Source organism: Streptomyces sp. NPDC004667, from assembly GCF_040609475.1.
GTDB lineage: Bacteria > Actinomycetota > Actinomycetes > Streptomycetales > Streptomycetaceae > Streptomyces.
Map to the genome: position 1 here is coordinate 1 of NZ_JBEXKC010000283.1, position 1012 is coordinate 1012.

The window sequence follows — 1012 nt, forward strand, 5'->3', positions numbered from 1 at the left end:
CATCGGCATCCCCGGCCACCACCGTGCTCGACGGCCCGTTCACCGCAGCCACACCCAACCGACCCGCCCAGGCTTCGAGCCGCGCCTCAACTGCCGCCAGCGGCAACGGAATCGACGCCATACCCCCCAAACCGGCCAACTCACGCCCGATCACCTGCGCACGCAACGCCACCACCCGCGCCGCATCCCCCAGCGACAACGCACCCGACACGGCAGCAGCGGCAATCTCACCCTGCGAATGCCCCACGACGGCATCCGGCAGCACACCCAGGGAACGCCACAGTTCGGCGAGAGAAACCATCACCGCCCACGTCACGGGCTGGACCACATCCACCCGCTCCAGCGAACGACCCTCCCGCACCACCTCCACCACATCGAAGTCCACGAACGGCGCCAGAGCATCAGCACACTCCCGCAACCGCCCCGCAAACACCGGGGAAGAGTCAAGAAGACCCGCACCCATCCCCACCCACTGCGTCCCCTGACCCGGAAACACCAACACCCGACGACCGAACGACCCCGCCACACCCTCGAAGGTCGTACCGCCGAGGACCACCCGGCGGTGTTCCAGCATCGAACGGCCCGTGACCAGGCTCCATGCCACGTCCAGCGGACGCGGCGCGGGCTCCCGCTCCATGTGGTTGCGCAGGCGTTCCACCTGGTCGCGCAGGCCCGGCGCCGTCCTGCCCGTCACCACCAGCGGGACGACGGGCAGCTCGCGCGCCTCCCCCGCCGGCTCCTCCACCCGGACCGGAGCCTGCTCCAGGATCACGTGCGCGTTCGTCCCGCTCACACCGAACGACGACACCCCCGCACGCCGCACACGACCCACCTCGGGCCACACACGCTCCTCGGCCAGCAGCTCAACCGCACCCGCCTCCCAATCCACCTCCGAAGACGCAACACCCACGTGCAAGGTCCGCGGCAGCACACCGTGCTCCAGCGCCATCACCATCTTGATGACACCACCCACACCCGCAGCCGCCTGCGCATGCCCGATGTTCGACTTCAA

General features: G+C 69.4%; 1 protein-coding gene. It reads right to left on the reverse strand.

All coding sequences use genetic code 11. The features are described 5' to 3' along the window. The coding region (locus tag ABZW32_RS40075; RefSeq protein ID WP_356225877.1) for an acyltransferase domain-containing protein at positions 1-1012 on the reverse strand (1012 nt) is incomplete at both ends.